Annotated in this window: 25 protein-coding genes, 1 tRNA gene and 1 riboswitch; of the genes, 14 read left to right on the top strand and 12 right to left on the bottom strand. The window is 63.9% G+C overall.

The window, feature by feature from the left end; translation table 11 throughout:
• Positions 1 to 62: 62 nt before the first annotated feature.
• Together AB4Y34_RS04500 and AB4Y34_RS04495 are read right to left on the bottom strand one after the other, a co-directional pair.
• Positions 63 to 1418, bottom strand: a complete 1356-nt coding sequence (locus AB4Y34_RS04500; RefSeq protein ID WP_368715340.1) for an MFS transporter — start codon at positions 1416 to 1418, stop codon at positions 63 to 65.
• A gap of 135 nt (positions 1419 to 1553) precedes the next feature.
• Complete coding sequence (locus AB4Y34_RS04495) at positions 1554 to 1676, bottom strand: hypothetical protein (RefSeq protein WP_368594653.1); 123 nt, start codon at positions 1674 to 1676, stop codon at positions 1554 to 1556.
• A gap of 8 nt (positions 1677 to 1684) precedes the next feature.
• Between AB4Y34_RS04495 and AB4Y34_RS04490 the strand changes: the two genes are divergently transcribed.
• Positions 1685 to 2518: a diguanylate phosphodiesterase gene (locus AB4Y34_RS04490; protein ID WP_368594654.1), complete on the top strand. Its 834-nt coding sequence runs from the start codon at positions 1685 to 1687 to the stop codon at positions 2516 to 2518.
• A gap of 40 nt (positions 2519 to 2558) precedes the next feature.
• Here the strand turns inward: AB4Y34_RS04490 and AB4Y34_RS04485 are convergent, their stop codons facing one another.
• Positions 2559 to 3344 (bottom strand): IclR family transcriptional regulator, encoded by a 786-nt coding sequence (locus AB4Y34_RS04485; RefSeq protein ID WP_368594655.1) that lies wholly within the window; start codon positions 3342 to 3344, stop codon positions 2559 to 2561.
• Positions 3345 to 3438: 94 nt separating this feature from the next.
• Between AB4Y34_RS04485 and AB4Y34_RS04480 the strand changes: the two genes are divergently transcribed.
• Positions 3439 to 4629: an acyl-CoA dehydrogenase gene (locus tag AB4Y34_RS04480; RefSeq protein ID WP_368715339.1), complete on the top strand. Its 1191-nt coding sequence runs from the start codon at positions 3439 to 3441 to the stop codon at positions 4627 to 4629.
• Between the two features lie 76 nt (positions 4630 to 4705).
• Here AB4Y34_RS04480 and AB4Y34_RS04475 read toward each other — a convergent pair whose 3' ends face one another.
• Positions 4706 to 5344, bottom strand: a complete 639-nt coding sequence (locus AB4Y34_RS04475) for a peroxiredoxin (protein WP_368715338.1) — start codon at positions 5342 to 5344, stop codon at positions 4706 to 4708.
• 340 nt (positions 5345 to 5684) lie between these two features.
• Between AB4Y34_RS04475 and AB4Y34_RS04470 the strand changes: the two genes are divergently transcribed.
• The 3 genes from AB4Y34_RS04470 (at position 5685) to AB4Y34_RS04460 (ending at position 7083) form a co-directional block, all read left to right on the top strand.
• Positions 5685 to 5987, top strand: coding sequence for a YqjD family protein (locus AB4Y34_RS04470; protein WP_026227987.1), 303 nt, complete (start codon positions 5685 to 5687; stop codon positions 5985 to 5987).
• 133 nt (positions 5988 to 6120) lie between these two features.
• Positions 6121 to 6510, top strand: coding sequence for a phage holin family protein (locus AB4Y34_RS04465; RefSeq protein ID WP_176122523.1), 390 nt, complete (start codon positions 6121 to 6123; stop codon positions 6508 to 6510).
• A gap of 57 nt (positions 6511 to 6567) precedes the next feature.
• Positions 6568 to 7083 (top strand): DUF3318 domain-containing protein, encoded by a 516-nt coding sequence (locus AB4Y34_RS04460; protein WP_176379057.1) that lies wholly within the window; start codon positions 6568 to 6570, stop codon positions 7081 to 7083.
• A gap of 87 nt (positions 7084 to 7170) precedes the next feature.
• Here the strand turns inward: AB4Y34_RS04460 and AB4Y34_RS04455 are convergent, their stop codons facing one another.
• The 7 genes from AB4Y34_RS04455 to glyA form a co-directional block, all read right to left on the bottom strand.
• On the bottom strand, positions 7171 to 7602 hold the full coding sequence (locus AB4Y34_RS04455) for a type IV pilin protein (protein WP_368594659.1): 432 nt from the start codon (positions 7600 to 7602) through the stop codon (positions 7171 to 7173).
• 22 nt (positions 7603 to 7624) lie between these two features.
• Positions 7625 to 8065: a hypothetical protein gene (locus tag AB4Y34_RS04450; RefSeq protein ID WP_368715428.1), complete on the bottom strand. Its 441-nt coding sequence runs from the start codon at positions 8063 to 8065 to the stop codon at positions 7625 to 7627.
• A 158-nt stretch (positions 8066 to 8223) separates the two neighbouring features.
• Positions 8224 to 9030: a PilW family protein gene (locus AB4Y34_RS04445; RefSeq protein ID WP_368715337.1), complete on the bottom strand. Its 807-nt coding sequence runs from the start codon at positions 9028 to 9030 to the stop codon at positions 8224 to 8226.
• Positions 9027 to 9476, bottom strand: coding sequence for a hypothetical protein (locus tag AB4Y34_RS04440; protein ID WP_368715336.1), 450 nt, complete (start codon positions 9474 to 9476; stop codon positions 9027 to 9029). The genes AB4Y34_RS04445 and AB4Y34_RS04440 overlap by 4 nt, the downstream gene beginning before the upstream one ends.
• Entirely contained in the window at positions 9473 to 10039 is a 567-nt protein-coding gene (locus AB4Y34_RS04435; RefSeq protein ID WP_176122517.1) for a GspH/FimT family pseudopilin, read from the bottom strand. Before AB4Y34_RS04435 ends, AB4Y34_RS04440 begins: the two co-directional genes overlap by 4 nt.
• A gap of 213 nt (positions 10040 to 10252) precedes the next feature.
• Positions 10253 to 10735: a transcriptional regulator NrdR gene (gene nrdR / locus AB4Y34_RS04430; RefSeq protein ID WP_008919734.1), complete on the bottom strand. Its 483-nt coding sequence runs from the start codon at positions 10733 to 10735 to the stop codon at positions 10253 to 10255.
• 6 nt (positions 10736 to 10741) lie between these two features.
• The gene (glyA, locus tag AB4Y34_RS04425; RefSeq protein ID WP_176122516.1) at positions 10742 to 11989 is read right to left on the bottom strand and encodes a serine hydroxymethyltransferase; all 1248 of its coding nucleotides are present in this window, start codon (positions 11987 to 11989) and stop codon (positions 10742 to 10744) included.
• 178 nt (positions 11990 to 12167) lie between these two features.
• Positions 12168 to 12294, bottom strand: a riboswitch (ZMP/ZTP riboswitch).
• A gap of 247 nt (positions 12295 to 12541) precedes the next feature.
• Between glyA and ydfG the strand changes: the two genes are divergently transcribed.
• The 9 genes from ydfG (at position 12542) to AB4Y34_RS04380 (ending at position 19314) form a co-directional block, all read left to right on the top strand.
• A complete protein-coding gene (ydfG, locus tag AB4Y34_RS04420) occupies positions 12542 to 13288 on the top strand; it encodes a bifunctional NADP-dependent 3-hydroxy acid dehydrogenase/3-hydroxypropionate dehydrogenase YdfG (protein ID WP_176122515.1) in 747 nt (248 codons plus the stop codon).
• A 200-nt stretch (positions 13289 to 13488) separates the two neighbouring features.
• Positions 13489 to 13953, top strand: a complete 465-nt coding sequence (gene ybgC, locus AB4Y34_RS04415) for a tol-pal system-associated acyl-CoA thioesterase (RefSeq protein WP_368715427.1) — start codon at positions 13489 to 13491, stop codon at positions 13951 to 13953.
• Positions 13954 to 14140: 187 nt separating this feature from the next.
• Entirely contained in the window at positions 14141 to 14818 is a 678-nt protein-coding gene (gene tolQ / locus AB4Y34_RS04410; RefSeq protein ID WP_176109470.1) for a protein TolQ, read from the top strand.
• Positions 14819 to 14828: 10 nt separating this feature from the next.
• Entirely contained in the window at positions 14829 to 15275 is a 447-nt protein-coding gene (gene tolR / locus AB4Y34_RS04405; RefSeq protein ID WP_013088523.1) for a protein TolR, read from the top strand.
• Positions 15272 to 16312 (top strand): cell envelope integrity protein TolA, encoded by a 1041-nt coding sequence (tolA, locus tag AB4Y34_RS04400; protein WP_368715335.1) that lies wholly within the window; start codon positions 15272 to 15274, stop codon positions 16310 to 16312. The genes tolR and tolA overlap by 4 nt, the downstream gene beginning before the upstream one ends.
• A 137-nt stretch (positions 16313 to 16449) precedes the next feature.
• Positions 16450 to 17742 (top strand): Tol-Pal system beta propeller repeat protein TolB, encoded by a 1293-nt coding sequence (gene tolB, locus AB4Y34_RS04395; RefSeq protein ID WP_176109472.1) that lies wholly within the window; start codon positions 16450 to 16452, stop codon positions 17740 to 17742.
• A gap of 32 nt (positions 17743 to 17774) precedes the next feature.
• The gene (gene pal, locus AB4Y34_RS04390; protein WP_176379049.1) at positions 17775 to 18281 is read left to right on the top strand and encodes a peptidoglycan-associated lipoprotein Pal; all 507 of its coding nucleotides are present in this window, start codon (positions 17775 to 17777) and stop codon (positions 18279 to 18281) included.
• Positions 18282 to 18301: 20 nt separating this feature from the next.
• Positions 18302 to 19051, top strand: a complete 750-nt coding sequence (gene ybgF / locus AB4Y34_RS04385; protein WP_368715334.1) for a tol-pal system protein YbgF — start codon at positions 18302 to 18304, stop codon at positions 19049 to 19051.
• A 187-nt stretch (positions 19052 to 19238) separates the two neighbouring features.
• Positions 19239 to 19314, top strand: a tRNA-Lys gene (locus AB4Y34_RS04380).
• 205 nt (positions 19315 to 19519) lie between these two features.
• Here the strand turns inward: AB4Y34_RS04380 and AB4Y34_RS04375 are convergent.
• The gene (locus AB4Y34_RS04375) at positions 19520 to 20281 is read right to left on the bottom strand and encodes a hypothetical protein (RefSeq protein WP_368715333.1); all 762 of its coding nucleotides are present in this window, start codon (positions 20279 to 20281) and stop codon (positions 19520 to 19522) included.
• Positions 20282 to 20345: the final 64 nt, after the last annotated feature.

Genomic DNA, 20345 nt, shown 5'->3' with positions numbered 1-20345 from the left:
ACAAGGTTCTCCGCGAGTTGCTCGATTCTTTCCCGGGTGCTACGTGATCTTTGCAGTCAGGCTCAGGCGGGCTCCGCTTCGGACGCGCGCCTGGGTTGCCGCGTTGCGCCCGCGAGCACGACCACCAGCAGCGCCGAGCACAGCACCGGCACCGCCGCCGCATGAAACAGCGCGGCATTCGACCAGTTCAGCGCGATCAGCTGTCCGCCGACGAGCGGCCCGATCACCGAACCGATCCGGCCGATGCCGAGACTCCAGCCGATGCCGGTCGAGCGCAGCGCGGTCGGATAGAAATGCCCGGCGAGCGCATTGACCGCCGGCTGTCCGCCGACCACGCAAAAGCCGCCCGCGAACACGACGACGAGCAGCCACGGCAGCAGATGCGCGACCGCGCCGATCGTGCCGACCGCGACCGTGGCAACCGCGAAGCACGCGAACAGCACGCGCACGAAACCCATGCGCTCGATGAACCAGCCGAGCAGCAGCGTGCCGATCACGCCACCCGTCTGCAGCACCGTGCCGACGATCACCGCCGTGCCCGGCGTGTAGCCGGCTTCGCGCATCACGGTGGGCAGCCAGTTGGACAGGAAGTACAGCACGATCAGGTTCATGAAGCTGATCGCCCACAGGATCAGCGTGACCGGACCGCGTCCCGCGCGGAACAGCTCCGCGACCGGCGCGCCGTCGTTGCGCTTTTCGCTGACGACGAGGCGCGTGTTCGCGTTGATCGGCAAGGCCGGGTCGAACTTCGCCAGCCAGCTCGCTGCGCGCGCACCGCGCCCTTTCAGCACCAGAAACTGCAGCGACTCCGGCAGCCTCGTCAGCATCGCGAACCCGAGCAGCAACGGCACCGCGCCGCCGACCCAGAACACCGCGCGCCAGCCGTAGGCCGGAATCAGCGCGGCGCTGACGAAGCCGCCGAGCGCCGCGCCGAGCGTGAAGCCGCACGACACCAACATCATGCGCTTGACCCGATGCGCGGGCGTCGAGAATTCGCCGACCAGCGCCATCGCGTTCGGCATGATGCAGCCGAGCCCGAGACCGGTGATGAAGCGCAGCGTGATCAGCGCGGGAATCGTCGCGACGAACGGCGTGGCGAGCATCGACAGCGAGAAGAAGAACGTCGCGCCGATCAGCACCGGCCGGCGGCCGATGTGGTCGGCCAGTACCGACAGGCCGAGCGCGCCCAGCAGCATGCCGAACAGGCTCGCGCTAAAGACGGGGCCGAGCGCGGTTTTCGCGACGTGCCATTCGGCGATCACGCTGGGCCCGACATAGCCCATCGCCTGCGCGTCGAAGCCGTCGATTAGCAGACACAGCCCGCACAGCGCGAGCAGCATCGCCTGAAAAGTCGGGCGATGCGTTCCGGCAAGCCCGCGCTCGACTTCGATCATATTGGCGGCGGGTTGGTCAATCATTGGGGCATCCCTCGGACTGGGTGAAATTGCGCTTTACGCATAGTAAAACTAATTACGAATAGTGAAACTAACGTATACCCTTGGAAACGTGCGTGCCAATCTTGTGATTGCGCGCTGAGGCCCGGCCAATAAGCCTTAGGCCAATAACGTTATGAGCATTTTGTTAATCTGCGCAGGGCGCGTACTGCTACCATCAATGGATGCGGCCATCGCGTCGCGCAGCCACGCGCCCGGTGCGCGTTCATCGTCGCCTTTCATTCGCCTTCATGATTTCGCCGACCATCCCCGATCTGATCGCCCGCGCCGCTCATCACCCGTTTCTCGGCGAGCATCTGGCGATGGGACAAGGCGCGCACGCCGGCATCGCGCTCGCGCATTTCGACGGCATCGAGCTCACGAGCGCCTACGAGCCGATCTTCGACATCAGCGTGCACGGGCTCGCGCAGTCGCTGTCATGCGGCGCGGAAGGGGTCGACCGCTTCGGTGACGAGCTCGGCTTTCAGGCGGTCACGCACCGGCTTGGCGCACCGCCGTTCGACGTGTTCGATCCGTTCGACAACATCGCCGACGATCAGCAGCTGGTCGCGCTGGATCGCATGTCGCGCGCGCTGCACGCAATCAACTTCTTCGGGCCGCAGCGGCATGGGCTGCTGTTTCTACGCGTGCACGAGAGGCTGTTGAAGAGCGTGAAGTACGACCACGGCCGGCATTTTTCGAGCGTGCTGACGTCGTTCGATCTGAGTCCGACGCGCATCGTCATCGAGCTGCCGGCGGCGGCGGTCGCACACAAGACGTTTCTGGGCTATCTGACGCGCAGCTATCAGCACTACGGCTTCAAGGTGGCGGGCAATCTGTCGAACGCGGGGCAGATCCTGTCGGTATCGGAAACCGCGCGGCTCGATTTCATCAAGATGGATGCGACGGCCGCATTGCGCGACGCGACCGTGAAGCCGCTCGTCGGCTACGCAGGCCGGCTGCGGGTGCCGCTGATTTTCAATCGCGTGATGGACGAGACGCAGTTCTCCGCGCTACAACAGTACGACGTGCGGTTCGTGCAAGGGCCATTGTTCAACGCGCATTATCACGACCGGGCGGCGTGACACGGCGTGGGCCGGTTGACCCGGGCGCCCCGGCCTTCCCTCAGCCCGGCTCCCCTAGCCGCGCCGCGAGCGCCTTCAGGCGCGGCGCGACGTTCTCGCGAAACACCTCCTCCCCCATCGATGATGCCGGCCCGCTGCAGCTGAGCACGAGCCAGCGGTTTTCGCGCGGCTCGCGAAACGGCACCGCGACCGCGTTCACGTCGTCATGCCACGCGCGAAACGAGTAGCAGCAGCGCTCCGTCGCGAACGCGGCGATCTCCTGTTCGGCTTCGGCGACCAGCATCGCCCCTGCCCTGCCTGCCGCTTTTTTCAGTTCCGCGAGTAACGCGGTACGCGCGTCGAGCGGCTGCACGGCGAGATACGCGCGGCCCATCGAACTCGTCAGCATCGACAGTTTCGAGCCGGATGCGAGGCCGAGCGTCAACGCGGTCTCGCTGCGAATCGTCTCCAGATACACCATGTCGAGCCCATCCCGGCAGCCGAGCGAAACCGCCGCGCCGACCTCGCGCGCGAGGCTGCGCAGGTGCGGGCGCGCGAGTTCGAGCATGTCGCTGCCCGATAGCAGCGCGAAGCCGAGCGACAGCACGCCCGCGTCGAGCGCATATTTGCCGTGTCTTTCGTCGAGCCGCAGATAGCCGAGCACGGTCAGGGTGTAGGCGAGCCGGTTCACGGTTGCCTTCGGCAAACCCGTACGTTCGACGAAATCACGGTTGCCGAGCAACGTATCGCCCGGCTGGAACGCGCGCAACAGGTCCAGCCCGCGGGCGAGGGCGACGACGAATTTGCGTTCGTCGAGCGGAGCGGAGAAAGTGGATGGCAGCGTCATAGGGTGCTACACTCGGGCGTCGTTTGCAAAACATTGTTTCGCAACGCGGAACCCAAGTCAAGCTTGTTCTGAGCGTCAAATCAGGAGATACGTCATGGCCGTAGCCGCGCAGTTTCACTGGGAAGATCCGTTGCTGCTGGATCAGCAGTTGACCGAAGACGAACGCATGGTGCGCGACGCCGCCGCGGCCTACTCGCAGGACAAGCTGCTGCCGCGCGTGCTCGAAGCGTTCCGCCATGAAAAGACCGATGTCGGGATCTTTCGCGAAATGGGCGAACTCGGCCTGCTCGGCCCGACGATTCCCGAACAGTACGGCGGCCCCGGTCTGAACTATGTCGCGTATGGGCTGATCGCGCGTGAAGTCGAACGTGTCGACTCCGGCTATCGCTCGATGATGTCGGTGCAGTCGTCGCTGGTGATGGTGCCGATTTACGAGTTCGGCTCGGACGCGCAGAAGGAAAAATATCTGCCGAAGCTCGCGCGCGGCGAGTGGATCGGCTGCTTCGGCCTGACCGAGCCGAACCACGGCTCCGATCCGGGCAGCATGGTCACGCGCGCGAAGAAGGTCAATGGCGGCTATTCGCTGTCGGGCTCGAAGATGTGGATCACCAATTCGCCGATCGCCGACGTGTTCGTCGTGTGGGCGAAGCTCGAGGAAAACGGCAAGGACCACATCCGCGGCTTTATTCTCGAGAAGGGCTGGAAGGGTCTGTCGGCGCCGGCGATCCACGGCAAGATCGGGCTGCGCGCGTCGATCACCGGTGAAATCGTGCTCGACGATGTGTTCGTGCCGGAAGAGAACATCATGCCGGGCGTCAGCGGCCTGCGCGGTCCGTTCACGTGTCTGAACTCGGCGCGCTACGGCATCGCTTGGGGCGCGCTCGGCGCGGCGGAAGCATGCTGGCACATCGCGCGGCAGTACGTGCTCGATCGCAAGCAGTTCGGCCGGCCGCTTGCCGCGAACCAGTTGATCCAGAAGAAGCTCGCCGATATGCAAACCGAAATCACGCTCGGGCTGCAAGGCGTGCTGCGCCTCGGCCGCATGAAGGACGAAGGCACGGCCGCCACCGAAATCACGTCGATCATGAAGCGCAATTCGTGCGGCAAAGCGCTCGACATCGCCCGCCTCGCGCGCGACATGCTCGGTGGCAACGGTATTTCGGACGAGTTCGGCGTTGCCCGCCATCTGGTGAACCTCGAGGTCGTCAACACCTACGAAGGCACCCACGACGTTCATGCGCTGATCCTCGGCCGTGCGCAGACAGGTATTCAGGCGTTCTTCTGATGCCGATGCTGGCGTTCCGATGGTGCAAAAAAAGCCGGTTCATTCGATCCGGCTTTTCTGTTCGATGCTGCGCACCTTACTGGTTCGGCTGCGGCGTCATGCGCAGGTACGGACGCAGTGCCTTGTAGCCCTTCGGGAATTTCTGCTTGATCAGTTCTTCGTCCTTCAGCGACGGCACGATCACGACGTCATCGCCCTGCTTCCAGTTGCCCGGCGTCGCGACCGAGTGGCTGTCGGTCAGTTGCAGCGAATCGATCACGCGCAGCACTTCGTCGAAATTGCGGCCGGTACTCGCCGGATACGTGATGATCAAACGCACCTTCTTATTCGGATCGGTGACGAACAGCGAACGCACGGTGAACGTTTCGTTCGCGTTCGGATGAATCATGTCGTAAAGCTGGGAGACCTTGCGATCGCCGTCCGCGAGAATCGGAAAACCGACGTTGGCGGCCTGCGTCTCGTTGATGTCCTTGATCCACTCCTTGTGCGACTCCGCGCTGTCTACCGACAACGCGATCGTCTTCACGTTGCGCTTTTCGAACTCGCTTGCAAGCTTCGCGGTCAGGCCCAGCTCGGTCGTGCAGACCGGCGTGAAGTCGGCAGGATGCGAGAACAGCACGCCCCAGCTATTGCCGAGCCAGTCATGAAAACTGATACGGCCAATGCTCGACTCCTGTTCGAAATCCGGCGCAATGTCGCCAAGACGTAGACTCATAGTGCATCTCCTGTGGGTATTCGGAACGTATCCAGATAAGGTCGCGGGCGTGTGCGCGCGACGGCCCGTCAAGATAAAGCATAAGGCCGCGGCGGTACATGGCGAACCAAGATCGCGTCAGTACTTTATGCGTTTTTGTAATTTTCTCCCGTTTGATGGAAACTTTGCGGGACAGATCAACTCAATCCGATACTGGTCTGGAGCAAAGTGCCGTACCTGGTGTCGCCACGCGCTGCCGGGAACGGATCGTGCGTCGGCGGCCTGCAACCGGCACTAGGCTCGCCAGCGACCGTTTCTTTGGTTACGATTTACGCGTAGCGTGAGACAAAGGGAGCTGTCAATGTCGGAAGTCAACAAGGAGAGATTGATGTCGGATATCAAAACCGTCCTCGCGGACGCTGAAGACCTGCTGAAACAGGCCGCGAGCGCTACCGGCGAACGCGCATCCGAACTGCGCGAGACCGCGCTGACGCGCCTGAAGCAGGCGAAAGAAAAAGCAGCCGACGTTCAGGTCGTGGTCGTCGAAAAAGGGAAGAAGGCTGCCCGCGCTACCGACGACTACGTGCACGAACATCCGTGGGCGTCCATCGGCATCGCCGCCGGCATCGGCATGGTGGTCGGTCTGCTGATCAATCGCAAGTAAAGGCCGGTGAGTCCGCCGGAGCAGGCATATCCGGCGCACCGGCGATACGGGCGGACCGGCGCGAGCCTCGCCGGTCCCCTTCTGCTGGCGCGCGTGCGCGCTGGCCAGGCCCTCACGCGCAACGCCCACAGCCATGACGACCGAAACACACTCGCAGCGTGCAGAACACAGCCCGTTGCGCCGTATTCTCAGTTCCGTGTTTGCGATTCTGCAGACGCGGCTCGAACTGGTGGGCATCGAACTCGCCGAGGAAAAAGACCGCCTGCTCGGCGTGCTGTTTCTCGGCCTTGCCGCGATGATGCTCGCCACGATGGCCTTGATCGCGTTGACCGCACTCGTCGCCATTGCCTTCTGGGACACCTACCGATGGCAGGCGCTTGCCGGCATCACCGCGGTCTACGCGATTGCTGGGCTCGCCTGTGCGCTGAAGGCGCGCAGCGGTTTGCGCAATGCGCCGCTGGTATTCGAAGCGACCCTCGCCGAGTTCGAAAAGGATCGCGAAGCGTTTCGCAGCCGCAACTGATGGGCAAGTTTGTCTGCATCCGATCCATCGCCTCACCTCCACTCCCGCCGACACGCCATGAGCCCATCCCGTCCCGATACAGCCTTTCGTAACAAGCGCCATCCGTCGAAGGATCTGAGCGCCCCGCATCTGCGGGCGCTGCGCAAGGAATTGCTGCTCGTGCGCGCGGATGTCGAACGCGTCGAGCTCGCGCAGGCCACCTTCGAACTGCGCCAGGCCGTCACGCATTTCAGCTGGCTCAGGTTCGTGATCCCCGGCTTCGGCGGCGTGCGTGTCGGCAAAGGGGCCAAGGCAAGCGTGCTCAACGCGGGGACGATCGGCGCATTGCTCAAGCAGTACCCGTTCATCAGTTCGGTCGTTTCGCTGCTGCTCGCCAAACCGCTGCGCGCGACGGTCGTCAGGAGCGCGAGGCCCGCGCTCAAGTGGGGCAGCCTTGCGCTCGGCGCGTGGGAAGCGTTCCGGATCTGGCAACAGATGAAGAACGAGTCGGCGGCGGCGCGGGCTGCCGCGGCGGCTTCCGCTACGGCGCAGTCGGCGGCAGAGCAGGCCGATTCGACGAGAAGCGGCTATTGAGGTCCTGGCCGCGGCGAGTGGCTGCGATCTGCGAACTATCGGATGTCTCGCTCGCAAGGCTGCGCGCGTCGGTTTTCAATTCACCCGCTAACCCGTATTCCAGCATTCGCTGCTCGTGGGCGTCGCGCCGCTCGTGTCGTTTCTATTGCCTCGCTGACCTGTCGCGTCCAGCGTGAACGTGCCGCACGGGTCATCGCGCATCGGGCCCGCTTCCGCTGGACCCGCTTCGATCGAATAGCCGCCGTTCGTATCGTCGGCGGGCAGCACGCGCACGCGATACACCGGCGCGCCGAACTGCGGCGCCTGATCGATGCCCGGTGGCAAGGCCGGCACGCCATCGCTCGCCGCGGCCTCGACGAATTGCGCCGCCCGATATAACGCCGACGCCGCGTCGATGCGATGGGTGCGCGCGATGTGGCTTCGATACGAAGGGATCGCAAACGCGGCGAGCGTGGCGGCAATCGCGAGCGCGATCACTAGTTCGAGCAGCGTGAATGCGGATGTGTTGGGCCTTTTCATACGTGTCCAGTGGGTGCGTTCCTCAGAATAGTCTCGCGGCAACGCGCCGCCAATGACGCTCGATCGCGCCATCCTCGGTCACCAGCTCCATCTGCAACCAGACCTGTGACTCGCCGCTCTGCCCGAAGCCGCGCGCGGTGAGCAGATAAGCGCTCGCGTTCGGTCGAGTCGAGAGACGCCAAGGCTCGATCAGGCATTGCGGCGCACGCGATGATCCCGGCCATTGCGGCACAGGCGTGATGGCGCCTGCGTCGAACGCGGCTTCAAGCCTCCATTGAGCCGGCTCGCCGGATGAGAGCGGCCCATTGGGCGCGTCGCCAGGTGCCGATTGCATGTTGCGCGCGCACAAGCTCAGCGCCGAATCGGCCGCGTGGAAAGCCTGCAGATAGTCGCGCGTATTGGTCGCCGCGCGAGCGGCCGCGAGCGATGTTTCGAACCAGATCGCGGACGTGGCGAGCATCATGGCCGAGATCAACAGCACGATAGCTAGCACGACACCGCGTTGATGTGTGCGTCGGACACCGTCCCGACAACTTAGCCTACCTAAGCGTTTCGCTTTTCCACTTGCCCCGCCGCATATGTCGTAGGCGCGGCAGCGTTGCGTTGCTGAGTCACGGTTTGTCACGACGACACCTCCGCGCGATTGCGCAGCGCCACCCTGCGCGAAAACGCCTGTCGAGGCCGCAAGTCGCTGCCGAGCGTACTCACGCCATCGCAGTCGACGTACTTAGAGCGCCGTCCTTGCGGCGCGCCGCGCACCAGCACGCAGACATCCACCGCGACGACGTTCGTCCATTGATCCGCCGCGACGGCCGACGCATTCACAGCATTGGCCGCCCCGCCCAGCCAGTAACGCAACCGCACGCGCTCGACGCCTTCGACCAGCGGCTGCGCGGACCCCGCATTGCCGCTGCCGACGCAGTAAAGCTCCGGCTCGCCGGTCGAGCCGCTGAGGTTGGCGAAGTACCGATTGACCACCGGCGCGCCCTGATCGCCAAGGACTGCATCGCTGCTCTTGACGGCCTGGCCGACACAGTCGGTGATCTGCCCGCTCGACGATGGCCACGTCGATACGACGTCTGCGACGTAACGGATCGCGACGCCATCGGAGCCGGTACTCAACGTGGTGCAAGCGAGGTTGTCGTCGGCGCCGGTCGGGCGACCGCCCGAGCAGCCGAACAGCGCAGGCGCCGCGTTATAGCCAACGACGTCGGCAGGGACGAAGCCGGCCATCTGCAATTGCTGGCCGATCAGCGTCAGCGCGGTCAAGCCGGCTTCGCGAATCCGGGTCGCGTCGCTCGCCTGCACGAACGCGTTGCGCTGCGCCGTGTAAAGAGACACGGCGCCCGCGGTCACGATCAGCCCGAGCGCCATCGCGATCAGGAATTCGACCAGCGTGTGACCGCGTGGGCGATGCGGCCGCTTCATTTCGCGAACGCCAACGCGACACACGACGATCCGGCCGGTGCATCGATGTCGCCGCAAGGCTCCGCCGGCGGCCCGATCCCATCGCCCGCAATGGGCCGATCCCGCACGGACGCCCACGTCACGCGCGCCGACGCGACCGCGCCGCTCTCGCCGATCGATGCGTCGCCTTGCGGCAGTAGAACACTCGCCCACCCGCTTGATTGATCGAGTGCGGCATTGCCCACGGAAGGCGTGCGCGTCGCTTCGGCGATCGAGTCGGCTATCCACGTGGCGCTCTCGCGCAGCGACATCGCGTGCGCTTCACGTGCGGTCCACACCTGAGCCGCGATCAACCCCAGCGCGCTCACCGCGACCAACGCGACCGCCAGCATCACCTCGATCAACGAACTGCCGCCACATGCCGACGCTTGCGCACGCAAACGGATGTGGAATGTGGGCCGTCTCATGACGTCGCTCCGCAAGCGCCTTCTGAGATCCGCGCGCGACCTCCTGCCGCGACACTGATGCAGCGCCGCCACGGGTTTCCCTGCATCGACTTCGATGGGCTGCGCGGCGCGATATCGAAACTTCGAAACGCGCCGATCAGTTGCCCTGCAGGCGGCGTGAACGTCATATCCGTCTGCACGCCGGCGATGCTCACCGCCGCGAGCGCCGGCTGCGCGCGCAACAACGCCGGCTTGCCGCCGCGTTCGGCGAATACGGCCCAACCACAGGCCCAGTCGGCGACGCCGTCGGCGCAGGGTTGGCCCGACGCAAGACAGACGCGCGCGGCATCGACGCGACACACCGTGATGCGCGCGCCGCGCCGCAGCGCCTCGCTGCGCGCGTAGGCGAAGGTGGACAGCAGCGCCTTCGAGCGCGCGTCGACCTGATCTCGCATATGCCATGCGGCGAACGACGGCATCGCCATCACCGCCATCAGCATCACCAGCGCTATCACCGCCAGCGTCTCGACGAGCGTGAAACCGGCGCGCGATGGCCGGCGAGTTCCCTTGATTTTCATCTGCATCCCTGAGCGTTTCGAACGGATGCAGCCAATCTAGCGATTTGCGAGCGCGCCGACCATCGTCCGAATGGCCAGGTGGCATTCAGACGTCAGCGCACGCAACAATGCACGTGACGATCGATCACGAAGGCGGGAGAAGCGATGCGTGAAGAAAAGCGCGAAATGCGCGAGGCGATGGATGCGAATGACCGCAGCTCAGCTGCGGCACGCGCGCGCTCAGCGCTTGCGGGAAGGCTTGGGCGGGGAAGAGGCGCGGCGAAATTCCTCGATCACGTCCTCGAATTCGGAGACGTCTTCGAAGCGCCGGTATACGGAGGCGAAGCGGACGTAAGCGATTGTGTCGAGCGCGCGCAACTCGTTCATCACGAGTTCGCCGAGGCGCTCGCTACGCACCTCGCGCTCGCCGCTGCCGAGCAGCTGATACTCGATGCGGGCGACCGCCGCTTCAATCGCATCCACCGCAACTGGGCGCTTGCGCAGCGCCAGTTGCATGCTCGCGACGATCTTGCGGCGATCGAATTCCGTGCGCGTGCCATCCTTCTTGACGACCGACGGCAACGCCAGCTCGACCCGCTCATACGTCGTGAAACGCTTGTCGCAGGCCGGGCAGCGGCGGCGCCGGCGAATCGTCGCGCCGTCTTCGGATACGCGCGAGTCGACGACCTGCGTATCGGCGTGGCGGCAGAAGGGGCAATGCATGACGGCTTAGCCGTAAACCGGGAAGCGCTGGGTCAGCTCGGCGACTTGCGCGCGCACGCGCTCGATCGTCGCGGCGTCTTCCGGGTTGTCCAGCACGTCGGCGATCAGGTTGCCGACCTGCTCGGCTTCCTTCACGCCGAAGCCGCGCGTGGTCATCGCCGGCGAACCGAGGCGGATGCCCGAGGTCACGAAGGGCTTTTCCGGATCGTTCGGGATCGCGTTCTTGTTGACCGTGATGTGCGCCGCGCCGAGTGCCGCTTCCGCAGCCTTGCCGGTGATCTTCTTCGCACGCAGGTCGACCAGCATCACGTGGCTCTCCGTGCGGCCCGACACGATGCGCAGACCGCGCTTGACCAGCGTTTCAGCGAGCACGCGCGCGTTCTCGACGACCTGCTGCTGATAAGCCTTGAATTCCGGCGACAGCGCTTCCTTGAACGCGACGGCCTTCGCGGCGATCACGTGCATCAGCGGACCGCCCTGTATGCCTGGGAAAATCGCCGAGTTGATCGGCTTCTCGAACTCGGCCTTCATCAGGATCACGCCGCCGCGCGGGCCGCGCAGGCTCTTGTGCGTGGTGGTGGTAACGAAGTCGGCGTGCGGCACGGGGTTCGGATAAACGCCCGCGGCGACGAGACCGGCGTAGTGCGCCATGTCGACCATGAAGTAGGCGCCAACCGACTTCGCGATCTTCGACATGCGTTCGAAATCGATGCGCAGCGCAAACGCGGATGCGCCCGCCACGATCAGCTTCGGCTTGTGTTCCTGGGCGAGCTTTTCAGCAGCGTCGTAGTCGATGTCTTCGGCTTCATTCAGACCGTAGCTGACCACGTTGAACCACTTGCCCGACATGTTGACCGGCGAGCCGTGCGTGAGGTGGCCGCCGTGCGCGAGGCTCATGCCCATGATCGTGTCGCCCGGCTTGAGCATTGCGAAGAACACGCCCTGGTTGGCCTGCGAGCCCGAGTTCGGCTGCACGTTCGCGGCTTCGGCGCCGAACAGCTGCTTCACGCGGTCGATCGCCAGCTGCTCGGCGACGTCGACGTACTCGCAGCCGCCGTAGTAGCGCTTGCCGGGATAGCCTTCGGCGTACTTGTTCGTGAGTTGCGAGCCTTGCGCGGCCATCACGGCCGGGCTCGTGTAGTTTTCCGACGCGATCAGTTCGATGTGCTCTTCCTGACGGCGGTTTTCCTGCTCGATGACCTTCCAGAGTTCAGGATCGACGTTGGCGATGGTGCTTTGGGCTCTGTCAAACATACGGGTTCCGTTGAGTGTTTTCAGGTTGACCGGATCGTGCGCCGAATCCTGCGTAGAGGGTACACAGCGGGGTACGCAGCGCTGTGGGCGGCGAGGCTTGCCCTGACTTGGCGAGTGGAGAGTCGCCGCATACGCGAGGCAGGCCAGCCACCGTCAGCGCAGATTAATGCGCGCGGTTCACGGCTGCCCAGGCGAACGGCAAAACGGCACCCTGCGCTTCACGGTGGGTTGTTCCACCTTGAACCCGATTGGTTGAATCGGCTGAGTCGGACGACTCGGTTCTATCGCCAGTCACGCAGGGTCGAGCGCGTTAGTGTATTGGAAGAGGCCCGAATAGGCAACCGACTTGCGGGCGCTCCGGCGGCTGCTGGCGGGCCCTGCGGACGGTCTGGCGACCCCGCTGCGCAACCATCTGACGAAAGCACCCCGACCGCGCCGCGCACCCGCTGCGCGCCGCCACGGCAGCCGCCGATCCGGCTCGTGCATCCTTGCCGCAGCGCGGCATTGGAAGTAGGCTTGGGGCCTTTGTCTCTTACCGACCAGGGAACTGCAATGATCGTGTTTGTCACAGGAGCGTCGGCCGGCTTCGGCGCTGCCATCGCCCGCTCGTTCGTCAAGGGCGGCCATCGTGTCGTCGCCACTGCACGCCGCAAGGACCGTCTCCAGGCACTCGCCGACGAACTCGGCGACGCGCTGCTGCCGTACGAGCTCGACGTGCGCGACCGCGCCGCCGTCGAAGCCGTGCCGGCCTCGTTGCCGGCCGACTTCGCCGCAATCGACGTGCTCGTCAACAACGCCGGCCTCGCCCTCGGCACCGAGCCGGCGCACAAGGCGAGCCTCGACGAATGGAACACCATGATCGAGACCAATTGCACGGGCCTCGTGCAGGTCACGCATGCGCTGCTGCCCGGCATGGTCGAGCGCAATCGCGGACATATCTTCAATCTTGGTTCGGTGGCGGGCCGCTGGCCGTACGCAGGCGGCAACGTGTATGGCGCGACCAAGGCGTTCGTGCGCCAGTTCAGCCTGAACCTGCGCGCCGACCTCGCCGGCACCGCGCTGCGCGTGACCGACATCGAGCCGGGTCTGTGCGGCGGCACCGAATTCTCGAACGTGCGCTATCGCGGCGACGACGACAAGGCCGCCAAGGTCTACGAAAACGTGCAGCCGCTGACGGCCGAAGACATCGCCGATTCAATCTACTGGATCGCCACGCGCCCGGCTCACGTCAACATCAACACGATCGAGCTGATGCCGGTCGCACAGTCGTTCGCGGGTCTGTCCGTGCATCGTGGCTGAGTTTGAAGGCGGGCGGCGACAGCCGCCCCTTCCATTGGTCGCGCCGCCGCCCGTCACCGTGCTGGCTTTTTCTCGCGGCGCGCCGATATCCCGCTCCCCCAGTCCCGGCGCGGCCGGCCAAGCCGGCCCCCATCGCCGCCGACACCCGCCACGCGCAACTCACACTTCGAAACAGACCCCGGAGTTTGCGTTCCGGTAGAATGCGCCGCATGAATATGTCGACCAGCCAGCCAGGCACGGAAATCGGCTATACGTGGTCCATCCGCGTGTATTACGAGGATACCGACGCCGGCGGCATCGTGTTTTACGCCAATTACCTGAAATTTTTCGAACGGGCTCGCACCGAATGGCTGCGCGCGTGCGGCGTCGACCAGCATCGGCTTGCGGAAGAAAACGACGCGATTTTCATCGTGCGCAGTACCGCGGTCGATTACCGGGCTCCGGCCCGGCTCGACGATCTCGTGAAAATTATCAGCCGTATCGAGCGTCTTGGCCGAGCTTCGGTAGACTTCGTGCAGGAAGCTTGGCGCGAAGGCACGTTGCTTGCCAGCGGGTCGGTCCGGATTGGCTGTGTGGACCGCGCGACGCTGCGGCCAGCCGCGATCCCGCCTTCGGTTCTTGCCGCGCTGCGGCACGGACCGGGCGTCGGCGAGGGCGCGGACTGAACCACGGCGGCATGTCAACGGACGATACCTGCGCCTCGTTGTTACGGGGCCAGTGAACTCATACCGGTCAGGTTGCACAAAGCATGGTTCGGCTTCGATATCGCCGAAGCTTCCGTTTTGCTCACGGCAAGCTTGAAGCGGCTTTGCAGCCGGACGCCCCCTTCCCGGGACGTTAAAACGAACCTTTATGAACACTACACAAGATCTGTCGATCGTTTCACTCGTACTCAACGCGAGCCTGCTGGCCCAGGCCGTCATGGCTCTGCTGCTGTTGCTGTCGCTACTCTCCTGGACTTTCATCTTCCGCAAGTGGTTTGCGATTCGCCGGGCGCGCGCGCAAACTGAACGCTTCGAGCGTGATTTCTGGTCGGGCGGCGACCTGCAGGCGCTGTATCAGAGTGCCGCGAACAACCGCCACAGGATCGGCGCGCTCGAGCGGATTTTCGAGTCCGGCATGCGCGAATTCCTGAAAGGCAAAGAGAAACGCCTGAACGATGCCGGCGCGATCCTCGACGGCGCCCGGCGCGCGATGCGCGCATCGTTCCAGCGCGAAATGGACGTGCTCGAAGCGAACCTCGCGTTCCTCGCGTCGGTCGGTTCGGTCAGCCCGTATATCGGTCTGTTCGGCACGGTGTGGGGGATCATGAATGCGTTCCGCGGCCTCGCCAACGTGCAGCAGGCCACGCTCGCGAACGTCGCGCCGGGCATCGCCGAGGCGCTGACCGCCACCGCGATCGGCCTGTTCGCGGCGATTCCGGCAGTGGTCGCCTACAACCGCTACGCGCACGACATCGACCGTCTGGCGATCCGTTTCGAAACCTTCATCGAAGAGTTCTCGAACATCCTGCAGCGTCAGGCACACTAAGGAGGCCCCGATGGCAGGCTCCCGCTCCTCCAGCATGCGCGGCTCGCGCTCGCGTCGCGCGATGGCCGACATCAACGTCGTGCCGTACATCGACGTGATGCTCGTGCTGCTCGTGATCTTCATGGTCACGGCGCCGCTCGTCGCACCGTCGATCGTCAATCTGCCGACCGTCGGCGGCGCCGCGCCACAGCAGCAGACGCCGCCCGTGATCGTCAACATCCGCGCGGACGGCAACATGAGCGTCAAGTACAAGGACGACTCCGGCACGCAGCAGCAGGAAGACATGACGAAAGCTGGCCTCAAAGGTTTCATCGCCGATCGGGCACAATCGCACCCGGATCAGCCCGTCGTGATCGCCGCCGACAAAACAGTGAAGTACGAAGTCGTGATGAATGTGATGTCCGAGTTGAAGGCTCAGGGCGTCAAGCGCGTTGGATTGCTTGTCAAATCGCAATGATCCGCAAGAACACCGAATATCCGCTTCAGCCACCGCGTGAACGCGGTACCGGGCGAGCTTTTCTGTTCGCGCTGGTGATGCATGCGCTGCTCGGATTCTTTCTTTATCACGGCATCCAGTGGCAAAACAGCACGCCCGAGGGCGAGCAGGCGGAACTGTGGACCGAGGTGCCGGATTCCGCGATCCCGCATCCCGTCGTCACGCCGCCGCCCGCGCCGGTCGCCCCTGCCCCGCCCGTGCGCGACGAGCAGGCCGACATCGCGCTGCAGGAAAAGAAGCGTCAGCAGCAGGAAGCGGCTCGCGCCGCGCAATTGGCCGAACAGCAGCGCCAGTTGAAGCTGAAAGAGCAGCAGGAAGCGGAAGCGAAGCGTCAGCAGCAATTGGCGGCCGAACAGGTGGCCCAACTCGCGGCGCAGAAAGCCGCCAAGCTCAAGCAGCAACAGGCGCAACAGCAACAACAGCAACAGCAGCAGGCCGAGAAGCTCAAGCAGCAGCTCGCCGAGCAGCAGAAGCAGCAGCAACTGAAGGAACAGCAGGAGCAGCAGCAAAAGCAGGCTCAGGCGGAAGCGCAAAAGAAGGCTGAGGCCGAGAAGGCGGCGAAGGCGAAGGCGCAAGCCGAAGCGGCGGCACAAGCGAAGAAGCAGCTCGATGCGGACCGTCGCGCGCGGCTGGCGCAAATGCAGGGTCTGGCTGGCGGCGTCGGCGGCAGCAGTTCGAGCAGCAACGGACTGGGCAAGAGCGGAACGGGTAGCGGCTCCGGGGGCACGGCGGCATCGCCGGGTTACGCGGACAAGGTGCGCCGGCTGGTGCTTCAGCATGTGAACTGGGGTGGCGAAACGGAAGGTCTGGAGACCGTGATCGCCGTGCGCTGTTCGCCGGACGGCAATCAGCTGAGCGCAAACATTACCCACAGCAGCGGCAACGCCGCGTGGGACGCCGCCGCGTTGCGGGCGGTGAAAGCCTCGGATCCGATGCCGCGGGACGTGAATGGCAAGACGCCGGACTACTTCACTATCACGCTGCGGCCGGCGGCTTGATGTGCAGGCTGACAGCCGACTGACATCCAACGCCGCGCCCCACCAGGCCGGCGTTGCGCGGGAACGAAATAGCCGTTTACCGGTCTGTCTGCTGTCTTCGAGTATTAAGTAAAACCGTTTTGAGGAACCCATACAGCATGAGTTTGATGACCAAGCTAGGCCTGCGAACACTCGTGGCAACGTGCCTGATCGCCGTCGGCGGCGCCGCCAACGCACAACTCAACGTCCTCGTGACGGGCGTCGGATCCACCCAGTTTCCGATCGCAACGGCGAATTTCGCCAATGAAGCGAACTCCCCGCAGCAGGTCAGCACGATCGTGCGTCAGGACCTGCAACGCAGCGGCAAATTCACGAATATCGACGCAGGCTCGACGCCGGTGTCAGAGACCGATTCCGTCGACCTCGGCGCATGGAAGGCGAAGGGCGCCAACGCGTTCGTCGCGGGCAGCGTGAACCGCCTGCCGAACGGCCAGTACGAAGTGCGCTTCAAGCTCTACGACACGGTCAAGGGCGAAAGCCTCGGCGGCCTCGTGCTGGTGAGCCCGGAGAGCGGTCTGCGCATGAGCGCGCACAAGGTCGCGGACTACATTTACGCCAAGCTGATGGGCAACCGCGGCGTGTTCGCGACGCGCCTGTCGTATGTGATCAAGTCGGGCAACCGCTACCAGCTGCAGATCTCGGATTCGGACGGCCAGGACGCGCATATCGCGCTGTCGAGCCCCGAGCCGATCATTTCGCCGGCCTGGTCGCCGGACGGCACCAAGGTCGCGTACGTGTCGTTCGAGAAGAAAAAGCCGATCGTCTACATCCACGACCTGCCCACCGGCCGGCGCATCGTCGTATCGGACCAGAAGGGCAACAACAGCGCGCCGGCGTGGTCGCCGGATGGCCGCACGCTCGCCGTCGCGCTGTCGCGTACCGGCAATACGCAGATTTTCGCGGTCAACGCGGACGGCAGCGGACTGCGTCGTCTGACGCAGGGCAGCTCGATCGACACCGAGCCGACCTACTCTCCTGACGGTCAGTGGATCTATTTCACGAGCGACCGCGGCGGCGCTCCGCAGATCTACAAGATGCCGGCGCAAGGTGAAAGCGCGGGCAACGCGCAACGCGTCACGTTTACGGGCAGCTACAACACCAGCCCGCGTGTGAGTCCTGACGGCAAGGAGCTTGCCTACATCTCGCGCGTCGGCGGTGCATTCAAGCTGTACATCCAGGACCTGCAAGGCGGAACTGCCACGGGCCTGACGGACACCTCACATGACGAATCGCCGAGCTTCGCGGCGAATGGTCAGTACATTCTTTACGCCACTCAGGTGAACGGCCGTGGCGTGTTGGCCGCAGTATCGACCGATGGTCGCACTCGGCAGGTCCTGTCCGTTCAGGGGGGCAGCGTACGCGAGCCATCCTGGGGCCCGTTTATGCAATAACGTTGATGCAATAACACAAGGAGAGTAATCAAATGATGTCCAAACTTCGTTTCGCATTCGCCGTCGTGATGGTCGGTGCATTGGCCGCATGTCACTCTGGCGTCAAGCTCGACGAAAACGCCGGCAAGGGCGCAGGCTCGGCTCAACCGAATCCGAACGACGTCGCGACGGTCAACGTCGACCCGCTGAACGATCCGAACAGCCCGCTCGCAAAGCGCAGCATCTACTTCGACTTCGACAGCTACTCGGTGAAGGACGACTATCAAGCGCTGCTGCAACAACACGCGCAATATCTGAAGGGTCACCCGCAGCGTCACGTGCTGATCCAGGGCAACACCGACGAGCGCGGTACGAGCGAATACAACCTCGCGCTCGGCCAGAAGCGTGCTGAAGCCGTGCGTCGTTCGCTGTCGCTGATGGGCGTGTCGGATTCGCAAATGGAAGCCGTGAGCCTCGGTAAGGAAAAGCCGCTGGCAACGGGTCATGACGAAGCGTCGTGGGCACAGAACCGCCGCGCCGACCTCGTGTATCAACAGTAAGTCAACGGGTGATAAGCCGAATGACGCATCGTTTCTCCTGGCTGCGGGTTGCCGCAGCGGCCTGCGTCGCAGGCACGGCCCTCGCGGCCGTGCCCGCCCATGCGGGCATGTTCGACGACGATCAGGCCCGCCAGGCCATTCTCGATCTGCGCTCGAAGACCGATAGTCTGTCGAGCCAGCTGTCGGCGGCGCAGCGCACGATCCTCGATCAGTCCAACCGTCTCGACCAGCTGAACCAGCAGGTCGCGACTCTGCGCGGACAGAACGAGGACATGGCGAACCAGCTCACGACGCTGCAAAAGCAGCAGAAGGACTACTACACCGATCTCGACACGCGCCTGAAGAAATTCGAGCCGCAGCGGCAGACGGTTGATGGTGTCCAGGGCGAGGTCCAGCCGGGTGAAACCGATGCGTTCAACACGGCTTCACAGCAGTTCCGCAGCGGAGACTTCAAGACCGCCGCAGCATCGTTCCGCAGCTTCATCTCCAAATATCCGACCAGCCCCTATCAGCCGACCGCGCAATACTGGCTCGGCAACGCGCTGTATGCACTGCGCGACTACAAGGGTTCGACGGCGGTCTGGCAAGGTATCGTGGCAAAGTACCCGCAGCATCCGCGCGCGCCGGAAGCGCTGCTCGCGATCGCGAACAATCAGCTCGAACAAGGCCAGAAGGCCGCGGCGAAAAAGACGCTCGAGCAGATCGTCGCGCAATACGCCGGCTCGGACGTCGCGCAGTCGGCGCAGAGCAAGCTGTCGCAGATCAAGTAGTTCGTGGTGGCGGATTGATCACGTTTTGAAGTAGTTGTCGGCAGTAACGCGCAGTGTCCGAAGTGATAGCCACGCGCGCCTCTCGCTGGAAAGCCCGGGTAGTGATGCCCGGGCTTTTCACATTGGCCTGATGGCCTCGTAGTGTTGACAGGTCATCGGTTCGCCGATATAATTTCGCTTCTCTTTTGGGTCGTTAGCTCAGCTGGTAGAGCAGCGGACTTTTAATCCGTTGGTCACAGGTTCGAATCCCGTACGGCCTACCAAAAGATTCGAGGGCTTACATACATTCGTATGTAAGCCCTTTTCTTTTTGCTGAACCGAGTAGGCGTTTCGGAGCAAATTGAATCCATTTCGATCCTCGCGCCTATCGGCAAAACGCTGGCAAAACGCTGGCAAAGTGCTGTCACCCGCACGGCAGCATAAAAGTGCGTCCGCCGGGAAGCGTCACTCGCTTACCCGCACCGCGCGTCAAAGTCTCGAGTCGCGACTCAACGCCTCGAAGCTCGTCATAGCGTGATCGATTACACGCAGCATGTACTGGCGATGGCGCTCTTCGCCGCTCTTGTTGCGCCAGTGAGGAACCGGATATCGCGGCTGCTGTGCGGACAATTCCGGCGCCTGATCATCCTCGGCGCGCTGCCTCCATTCCTGAAGTACCTGATCGAGTTGCGCGTCATCGTTCTGGTACCACGCCTGCACGACGGTATCGCCCAGTATGCTTCGCCGCAAGCGGTCGCGCTGCTGACACCAGACCGCAACGCGTTCTATGTCAACCGCCGATGCATGCGTCGCGCCGGCGAGATGTTGAGCGGCGAGCAACTCGTCGTGCGCTCTCATGTACGCCTGGTAACGTTCGACGATCCTCTCCGCTTCGCCGTACGCCGGCGACGGCAGTTCGCTTTTCAGATAGATCCGCAACTGATCGGCCCGATCGTCGTCCGTCTTCCGCAGCAGGAAAGAATTGATCAGGTCGAGCAGCGCGGCATTCACGATCAGCTCGTGGTTTTCCGCGACGATAAGCCCGGGATCGTCACGCCCGACGCTCGGCTCGGAGCCGGACGAGCTAGACGAGCCGGCCGGGCGCGCCTCGCTCGTCGGACTCGCGACGGCAGGTTCCGGATCGGCCTGCAGAATCCGCAGCACGCCCACCGTCACGCAGACCACCGCGACCGCAATGATGCACAGGTGCCGCATGTAACGGCGTTGTTCGATGTGGCTATCAATCTGCATGGATATCCCGTTTCCCCCATGCGCACGGACCGCTGACGGCTTCCGTCGGATGGGGCGCGCAGCG

The sequence above is a fragment of the Paraburkholderia sp. BR10954 genome, assembly GCF_040965775.1.
Taxonomy (GTDB): Bacteria; Pseudomonadota; Gammaproteobacteria; order Burkholderiales; family Burkholderiaceae; genus Paraburkholderia; species Paraburkholderia youngii.
Note: the sequence above shows the minus strand (reverse complement) of the source record. Positions and strands in the feature narration are given on the sequence as shown.